Below are 8,485 nucleotides of genomic sequence, written 5' to 3' on the forward strand. Positions count from 1 at the left end.
CCCGGCCATCCTCCGCCCGCCCGGCGCCGCCGAGCGGGCGGGCGGAGGGGCCGCACCGCTCAGGAAGGGGCCGGACCCGTGCTGGCCCGCACGGTCAACTCCGGCTCCAGCAAATCCACTTCGTCCGTCGCACGGCCTTTCAGCTTGGCCACCACCTGCTCCACCGCCCGGCGCCCCATCTCCTGCGCCGGAATGGCCACGGAGGTGAGACGCACCGATGCCTGCGTGGCCACCTGTTCGGGACAGATGGCCACCACGGACACGTCCTCCGGGACCGCGCGCCCCTGCTGCTGCAGCAGGTTCAGCAGGGGCTCGACCGCGGCCTCGTTCTGGACCACGAACCCGGTGGTGCCCGGCCGTTCGTCGAAGATGCGGGCCAGCGTGCCGGCCATCGCGGCGTATCCGCCCTCGCACGGGCGGTGCAGGACCCTGACGCCCGCCTCCTGCGCCTTGGCCCGTATGCCGTCCACGGTCCGCTCGGCGAAGCCGGTGTGCCGTTCGTAGACGGCCGCGGCCTCCCCGATCACCGCGATGTCCCGGTGCCCGAGGCCCGCGAGGTGATCGACGCAGAGCGCGCCGGTCGCCTCGAAGTCCAGGTCCACGCAGGTCAGTCCGGTCCTGTCGGCGGGCAGGCCGATGAGGACGGCCGTCCGCCCGGACTCGCGGAGCAGCGGCAGCCGTTCGTCGTGCAGCTCGACGTCCATGAGGATCATGGCGTCCGCGAGCGAACTCCCCGCGATCCGCCGCACGGCGGCCGGGCCCTCCTCGCCGGTCAGGAGCAGGACGTCGTAGCCGTGTGTGCGGGCGGTCGTGGCGACGGCGATGGCGATCTCCATCATGATCGGCACGTACATGTCGGTGCGCAGCGGCACCATCAGCGCGATGATGTTGGACCTGCTGCTGGCGAGGGCCCGCGCCCCGGCGTTGGGGTGGTAGCCGAGCTGCTGGATGCTGTGCTCGACGCGCTCCCGGGTGCCGGCGGAGATCGACCGCTTCCCGCTGAGGACGTAGCTCACCGTGCTCGCGGAGACTCCGGCGTGCTGGGCGACCTCGGCAAGCGTGACCATTCAGCTCTCCATTACGGGCGAGGGAAGTGCGGAGAGGCGGGGTGGTGAAGCGCTTCAACAGCGCCTTGAGCCCACCCATCCTCGCACTCTGAAATGCACAGACACCGTGAACCTTAGACTCGCCCACAAGTGCTGTCCAGGGTCTCCCCCGGGCCGTAGTCGAAGCGCTTCGACCACGCATTCCGAGCTGCCCGCCCTTCCTCCCGCACGCGGGCACGCGTGCGCCCGCGCGAGGCCGCGGCCCGCTCCCCCACACCGTGGCTCAGGACGCCTGCGGTGTCCAGTCGCCCAGCCAGTCGGCGACCTCCTGACCGGCCGCCGCGGCGTCCGACAGCTGGGGCCGGTCCGTGCTCGCCGCGCCCGCACCAGGACCGGTGTTGCGGTACTCCGCGAAGCGGTCGTCCTTCCACGAGAAGCCGCTCATGTCCGTCCACGGGGCGGACTTGACCGCGGCGCTCAGCTCGGTGTCACGGAACGTGGCCATGGGATCGAGTGAGGCGTCGCCGCCGGCGTGCCACGGGCGTCCGAGATGGAAGGAGGACGCCGCGACGTCACCGTTGACGGTCGAGCCGACGATGAGGAAGCCCTTGCGGCCGGCGGCCGTGCTGGGTGCGGTGATGTAGCCGCCCGAGCTGCCGTCCCACCGCTTCTTGAGCGTGATCACCGACCTGTCGATGACCGCGCCGGCTCGCCCGAAGATGAAGTCGACGTTGCCGACGACGTAGGAGTTCCTCATGTACACGCGCCCGAGGGCCGTCTTGGCGGCCGAGTCGAGCAGCAGGGTGTCCTGGTCCCCGGTGACGATGACGGAGTCGAGGAGGACCTTGTCGGCGGCGGTGCGCAGGGCGACGGCCTGGCGCGCGCTCATGTCCTGGTGCGCGGACTCGTCGAAGTCGTTGGAGATCGTGAGGTTGCGGGCCTGGAAGCCGTTCCCCTCCGCGGCGACGGTGGCGCTGCCGCTCGTACCGTAGGTGCCCGAGCCGTCGGGCTTCGGGGTGCCCGAGGCGTTGCCGTGGACGATCACGGTGTCCTTGCGGCTCGGTCCGCTGCCCTGGAGGGTGACGTTCTGTTTGGTGGCGGGGACCTTGACCGTCTCCCGGTAGGTGCCGGGCCTGATGGACACGACGACGCGCGCGGTGCTGCCCGGCGCGATCGCGTCCACGGCGGCCTGCACCGTGGTGTACTGCCCGCTGCCGTCCTTGGCGACGGTGAGCACGGCAGCGGCTGCCCCGGCCGCCGCCCGCCCGGGGCCGGCCGCCGGCGCGCCCTGCGCCTGGACCGGCCCGGTGACGGCCAGCAGGGCGGCCAGTCCCGCCGTCAGTGCCGCGCCCCGGCCGGGGCGGAACTCCGTACGCCGTCGCTTCGCTGCCATGTCCGCATCCGTTCCGTGGAGGAGAGGTGGGGTGCACGCGGTAGTCGCCACCGTCGCGGCGAAGGTTGCCGGCGCCGATCCCGGGGACTCCCGCGGCAACTCCCCGGGATCGGCGTGCGGTGCGAGGCCGGGTCAGTAGGCGACGGGCCAGCCACCGCTCCACTTCAGCAGGTTGACGCCGAGTTTCGGGGTGCCGTTGTCCTGGCCGTCGTAGTAGTGGTAGACGAGCAGGTCGCCGTCGGAGTCGGCCAGGACCGACTGGCCGCCGGGGCCGACGTAGCGGCCGTGCGACTCCATGACCGGCGTGCCACCGCCTTGGAGCATGCTCACGCCGTCGCGGTCCTTGTAGGGCCCGGCGACATTGGTGGCCCGGCCCACCTTGATCCTGTACGTGGAGCCGGTGCCGGCGCAGCAGGTGTCGTAGGAGGCGAAGAGGTAGTAGGAGCCGTTCCGCTTCACGACGGTGGGTGCCTCGACGGCCTTGGTGCCGGTGGGCCGGGAGGCGAGTGCGCGGCGGGCGGTGTCCCCGGGGTGCTGCTTCCCCGTCGACGGGTCGATGCGGATCATCTTGATGCCGGTCCACCAGGAGCCGAAGGAGAGCCACCAGGAGCCGTCGTCGTCCACGAAGAGGTTGGGGTCGATGGCGTTGTAGTCGCTCGACGCGTTCGACGTGTACACGATCCCGTAGTCGGTCCAGCTGCCCGCCCGGCCGGTGGTGGAGCGTGCCAGACCGATGGCCGAGGTGTTGCTGCCGAAGGACGAGACGGCGTAGTACATCAGGTACGTGCCGCCGCGGTAGGAGATGTCGGGGGCCCACGGGTCGGAGGCCGACGAGTAGTTCTTCCACCAGCCCGGCTTGGTGGTGAAGGCGCTGCCGGAGCGGCCGAAGGCGGTGCGGTCGGTGGAGGTGCGGAGCTGGAGGCCCTCCCCGGTGGAGTAGAGCAGGTACTGGCCGGTGGGGCTGCGGACCATGCTGGGGTCGTGGACGACGATGTCGCCCCTGACGACACCGGGATCGGGGTAGGCGTAGGCGCTGCTGGGGGCGAGGGCCGACAGCAGGGCGGCGGTCAGGACGGCGAGGGTTCTTCCCAGGGTGCGGCTCATGAGCACTTCCTCGGTCGTGGCTCGAGGGTGTGGCCGGGGCTCGAGCCGGAGTGGGGGGTGTAGTCGGGCGTGCGGGCGGAAGCCCGGCACTTGTGGGGCGGGCGACGGAGGGGCTGCCGGAGCCGAGGTCGGATCCGGAGCAGTCCTGGTCGGAGTCGGAGTCGGGTGGGGGATGTACCGCCGGGCAGCGGGCGGGGATCACGGGTCGGGAATCACTGGCACAGTCGCCACCAGGCCCCGAATGGTTGCCATGCCCCTGTCATGCGTCATGGGGAAAGTGTTCGATATACCGGATGGTGACCGGGACTTCGGATCGGACCGTAGAATCGAACGCGTCGTGCGTCAATGAGCCGCGCACATCCGGGACACACGGAAGCCGGGGAACGGCCGGCGTCCGGGATGCCGAACCGGACGCCGACCACGCTTCAGCCGCCCGGGGATCCCCGGGCGTCCCCGCCCCCTACAACCCGCGGGTGAGGCCCCCGCGGCCGGAATCGGAACGCCGCGTCCCGGGGGTGACGGTCTCGCACAACGGGCCGCGCTCGGTGGCGACGTTCACCAGTCCGGTCGCCCGGCCGTCGAGACCGACGAACCGCAGGGCGTGCCATCGCGGCAGCCAGAACACCCGGCCGCGGTGCCCCGCCAGGAGCTCCCGCAGGCCGGTGGGAGCGTGCGTCCACACCTCGGGGAGCTCCCCGGAGTGGTCGAACGCGGCACGTAGCGCCAGCCGGCCGTCGTCATGCACGTCGCCGGAGGTGAGCAGCAGTTCGACGGCCTGCCCGGGCTCCTGGACGCACTTCTTGGCGTGGATCCAGTGGACGTGGTGCCCCGGCGCGTACCGGGTGCAGCCGTCACGGTGGTCGAGGTGGGGGAGCACGGCCTTCGCCCGCCTTTCGGGGTCGTGGACCCCGGGGCCCGTTCCCGGTGGTCCGCTGTTCCCCGCACGGTGCCGCGCGGGGCGGGTCGTCACCCGGAGCACCCGCAGCGGAGCGGGGTGCCGTCCAGCGAGCCGGGGCCTACCACTGGAACTCATGACCCACGGGGAGCCTAACAGCAGCCGAGGCGGCGTCAGGGGGCACGCAACACCCCCGTGACGAGGCCGACATGAGTCCTCAGCCGTGCAGGAGGACCGGGAACGCCTCCATGTCGTTCTGCGTCATCACCGGCAGCTTGCGGATCTCGTCGTCCGCGATCGCGAGCCTGAGATCCGGGAAGCGGCCGAACAGCGCGGGCAGTGCGATGCCGGCCTCGACCCGGGACAGCGCGGCCCCGGGACAGATGTGCGCGCCGTGGCCGAAGGTCATGTGCCGAATGGGCGCCGGGCGGGTGACGTCGAAGGCGCCGGCGTCCGGACCGTGCTGTGCGGTGTCCCGGCCGATGGCCCGGTAGGAGATCACGACTCCCTCCCCCTCGGGAATCGTCTGCCCGCCGACCTGGATGTCCTCGGTGGCGAACCGCATCAGCAGGTGGGTGGTCGGCGTGTCCCAGCGCAGGGTCTCCTCCACCACCGACTCCCAGGGGACGTCCCCGTCCAGCACCTTCCTCAGCTGGTCAGGGTGGGCGAGCAACGCCCGTACCGCGTTGAGGATGAGCCCGATCGTGGTCTCGTGCCCGGCGGCCACCATGGCCTTGAGGTTGCCGACCACCTCCTCCTCGGTGAGCGGCTCCCCGCCGTCCTCGGCGAGTATCAGCGCGCTGGTCAGGTCGTCCGTGGGGCGGGCGGTCTTCTCCCGCACCAGCTCGGCGTAGAAGACGTCCAGCTCCGCGAGGAGCGCCAGCCGCTCCTCCTGCGGCGTGAGCATGGAGAAGAAGGCTTTGTACCGCCGTGTCAGCATGGGGTGCAGAGCCCGGTCCACCCCCATCAGCAGGCCGACCACGCGCATCGGCAGCGGCTGGGCGAAGACGGCCTTGAGATCGACGACGCCGTCCCTGCCCTGCTCGGCGAGCGCGTCCAGCAGCTCCTCGGTGAGCTGCTCGATGTCCGGGCGGATCGCCTCCAGCCGGCGCGGGGTGAGCGCCTGGGAGGTCTTGGTCCGCAGCCGCCGGTGCTCCTCCCCGTCCACGGTGAACATGGAGCGCCCCGCGTCGATCATGCCGATCAGCGGCCAGTCGTGCGTCACCTCGCCGCTGCGCCACAGCTTCCAGGCGCCGATGTCCTTCACCAGGCGGCTGTCGACGAGGAGCCGGCGTGCCTCGGCGTGCCGGGTGACGGTCCAGGCGGGCACCCCGAGGAGCTCCACGCGGGCGAGCGGCTCGGCCCGGCGCAGCGCTTCGGTCTCGCCGTCGAGGTCCCGGACCAGGGGGTCGATGACCACGGTGGCGTGCGGGCAGTTCACAGCTGGTCTCCTGTCGTTCGTACGGGGGTGAACCGGACGGGCAGCGCGTTCATCCCGCGCAGGAAGGCGGACGGCCGGCGGACCAGGTCCTCGGCGGGGACCGCGAGCTGCGGATCGGGCAGCCGGTCGAGGAGCACCTCGATGCCGGTACGGGCGATCGTCTCGGCGATCTCCTGGGCGGGGAAGGGGCAGCGGTACTCGCCGTGGCTGAATGCCAGGTGCGCGCCGTTGCTCGCGTGATGACCGGCACCGATGTCCTGGCGTACCAGCGGGTCGGTGTTGGCCGCCCCCAGGCCGAGGAGGAGCATGTCGCCGGCCTTGATCGTCCGCCCGCCGAGCCGGGTGTCGCGGGCCGCCCAGCGGCCCGCGAGTATCTGCGTCGGGCTCTCCTCCCAGAGCACCTCGTTCATGGCCTCGCCGACGCTGCGCCGGCCGCCGGAGAGGGAGTCGGCGAACTGGTCCTCGGTGAGCATCAGGCGCAGGGAGTTGCTGATCCAGTCGGCGGTGGTGAGGTGCCCGGCGGCCACCACGGCCATCAGGTCGAGCGCGTACTCCTCGTCCGTGAAGGGTTCCGGATCGGCGAGCATGCGGGAGGTGATGTCGTCCCCCGGCGCCGCCCGCTTGGCCTCCACCAGGCGGCGCATGTGTTCCCCGAACCGCTGGTGCGCGTGCTGTGCTCCCGGGCCCCCGTCGGCGAGGTCCTTCAGGACCCGTGCGATGTCCGCCCCCTCCTCGTCGGGGAAGCCTACGAGACGGGCGAGGACGAGGACGGGCAGCGGCTCCGCGAAGTCCGCCACGAGATCGGCCGTGCCCCGGCCGCACACGGCGTCGACGAGCCGGTCGGCGAGCTGCTCGCAGTGGTCGCGGATCAGGTGCGGATCCGCGCCTTCGAGGGCGGGCACCACCATGCGGGAGTGGCGCCGGTGCTCGGCGCCCGCGGTGAAGTAGATGGACGGCATGGGCCGTCCGACCATGGGGAGCAGCGGCCAGTCCTCGGGGACGCGGTCCCACTGGTTCCACAGCCCGACGTCCCGGGGGAAGAGCTCGCCGTCACTGGTGACCTGGTGCAGTTCGCGGTAGCCGACGACGAGCCAGGCGGGGAAACCGCCGGGGAGCTCGACGGGCACCACCGGGCCGTACGCCTGGCGCATGGAGCGGTACAGGGCCTGCGGTGCGGTGTGGAAGTCCGGACCGCTGAGCGGCACCGGATCGGACGCGGAGTGCGCCGGGCAGCCGCGGCCGGTCACGGGCGCGGCGGATAAGAAGGGGTTCGTCATCGTACGGGCTCCCGGAAGACGGCTTCACGCGTTGCGTCCATACGATCAACGCGGCCCCACTATAGGGAGGTTGGGTGAAGCTTTGGGGAAGGACGACTGTTCCGTCACCCGCCCCGGCGCCCCTCCGCCGTCCGGACGGCGGGTGCGTCAGGCCTCCGTGAAGGCCCGAGCGGCCGCCACTCCCGCGGACACGTCCCAGCCGGCCGGAGGGACGACGGCGCCGAGGAGTTCCTCGGTCACCACGCCGTCCGCGGCGATCAGCGCGCGGACGGCGTCACCCGACGGCTCGGCACCCTGCGGGCCGGGCGCCTCGGCGAGCGCGGCCCGGAGCACGTCCTCGGCACGCCCGTCGTCGAGGGCGGGCAGCCCTACGCTGCCGAAGCCGTCGTCGGCGTCGTACGCGGCGCGTCGCCAGGTGCTGCCGTCGAAGCCGTACACGAAGCCGAGGAAGAGCTCCGCCTCGCGCGCCGCGCGAACGGGCGGCTCCCACCAGTCGGGGGCGCCGGCCAGCAGGTCCGTCTCCTTCTCCTCGTAGAAGTCGGACGCCTCCGCGTAGAAGGTGTGCGAGTCGTCCCGGTCCTGCCCCAGCAGCACGGCCCGCCCGTCCCCCAGATGGTGCAGGTCCGCCCAGCCGCCGTCACCGTCGTCGTAGTGCCAGACGAGCCCTTGGGCCCGGCAGCCGTCACCGCGTCCCCCGGCCGCCCGGACGGCGGCGAGCGCGGCCCACCTGCCGCGCATCGACAGCGGGTCGGGAAGATCTATCTGCACCAGGGCCATGGCCGGCTCCTTATGACGGGCGAGTGGAGGGTCAGCCCTCCTGGTGCCCGGGAACAGGCGCGCGTCACACACCGTGCGCACCGGCCGCCCGCCAGACGCACCTCATGTCGCGGTTCTTCGCCCCGCGGAGGTCTCACCGCTCCGGAACGTCTTGCCCCGCGGAGGTCTCACCGCCCCGGAACGGGGTACGCAGACAGGCATGGCTCTCGTGAAGCGTGTTGCTCTTGCTCCTCGGACGGTGCGGCAGTTGCGGCGCGTCCGCTCGGTCTACGCGGCGGGGATGCTGCTGTCGGCTCTCGCCCTCCTCTCCTTCGACGAGTCGGCGGCAGGCGCCCGGCAGACGGTCATCGTGGGCGTCTTCCTCGTGGTGTTCGGCGCGCTCCTCTCGCTGACGACGGTGCAGTTGTGGCGGCACGGGCGGGCCGAGCACTGCAGTACGGCACGGAAGCTGACTCCCCTCACCTGACGGACGGCGCCCAGCGCGGCCCGTACCGAGGAGCGGATCGGCGTCCAAGCGGACCGGCGTCCGCCCCCGGCCCCACGGCCGGGGGC

The 8,485-nt window shown here is 72.1% G+C and carries 8 protein-coding genes and 1 riboswitch; of the genes, 1 reads left to right on the top strand and 7 read right to left on the bottom strand.

Features of this window, described 5'->3' with window-relative positions:
- Positions 1-59: 59 nt before the first annotated feature.
- The 7 genes from ABZ371_RS24965 to ABZ371_RS24995 form a co-directional block, all read right to left on the bottom strand.
- Positions 60-1,067 (bottom strand): LacI family DNA-binding transcriptional regulator, encoded by a 1,008-nt coding sequence (locus ABZ371_RS24965; protein ID WP_358683475.1) that lies wholly within the window; start codon positions 1,065-1,067, stop codon positions 60-62.
- A gap of 262 nt (positions 1,068-1,329) precedes the next feature.
- Positions 1,330-2,439, bottom strand: coding sequence for a pectinesterase family protein (locus ABZ371_RS24970; RefSeq protein ID WP_358683477.1), 1,110 nt, complete (start codon positions 2,437-2,439; stop codon positions 1,330-1,332).
- Between the two features lie 132 nt (positions 2,440-2,571).
- Positions 2,572-3,543, bottom strand: coding sequence for an arabinan endo-1,5-alpha-L-arabinosidase (locus ABZ371_RS24975; RefSeq protein ID WP_358683479.1), 972 nt, complete (start codon positions 3,541-3,543; stop codon positions 2,572-2,574).
- A gap of 460 nt (positions 3,544-4,003) precedes the next feature.
- Positions 4,004-4,420 (bottom strand): hypothetical protein, encoded by a 417-nt coding sequence (locus ABZ371_RS24980; protein WP_358683481.1) that lies wholly within the window; start codon positions 4,418-4,420, stop codon positions 4,004-4,006.
- Positions 4,421-4,469: 49 nt separating this feature from the next.
- Positions 4,470-4,580: riboswitch (SAM riboswitch) on the bottom strand.
- A 75-nt stretch (positions 4,581-4,655) separates the two neighbouring features.
- Positions 4,656-5,879: a cytochrome P450 gene (locus tag ABZ371_RS24985; protein WP_358683483.1), complete on the bottom strand. Its 1,224-nt coding sequence runs from the start codon at positions 5,877-5,879 to the stop codon at positions 4,656-4,658.
- Entirely contained in the window at positions 5,876-7,156 is a 1,281-nt protein-coding gene (locus ABZ371_RS24990) for a cytochrome P450 (protein WP_358683485.1), read from the bottom strand. The genes ABZ371_RS24985 and ABZ371_RS24990 overlap by 4 nt, the downstream gene beginning before the upstream one ends.
- Positions 7,157-7,303: 147 nt before the next feature.
- Positions 7,304-7,933 (bottom strand): proteophosphoglycan 5, encoded by a 630-nt coding sequence (locus tag ABZ371_RS24995; RefSeq protein ID WP_358683487.1) that lies wholly within the window; start codon positions 7,931-7,933, stop codon positions 7,304-7,306.
- A 199-nt stretch (positions 7,934-8,132) separates the two neighbouring features.
- On the opposite strand from ABZ371_RS24995, the gene ABZ371_RS25000 reads away from it, so the two are divergent.
- Positions 8,133-8,399, top strand: a complete 267-nt coding sequence (locus ABZ371_RS25000; RefSeq protein WP_358683489.1) for a hypothetical protein — start codon at positions 8,133-8,135, stop codon at positions 8,397-8,399.
- Positions 8,400-8,485: the final 86 nt, after the last annotated feature.

It is taken from the genome of Streptomyces sp. NPDC005899, from assembly GCF_040629645.1.
Lineage (GTDB): Bacteria > Actinomycetota > Actinomycetes > Streptomycetales > Streptomycetaceae > Streptomyces.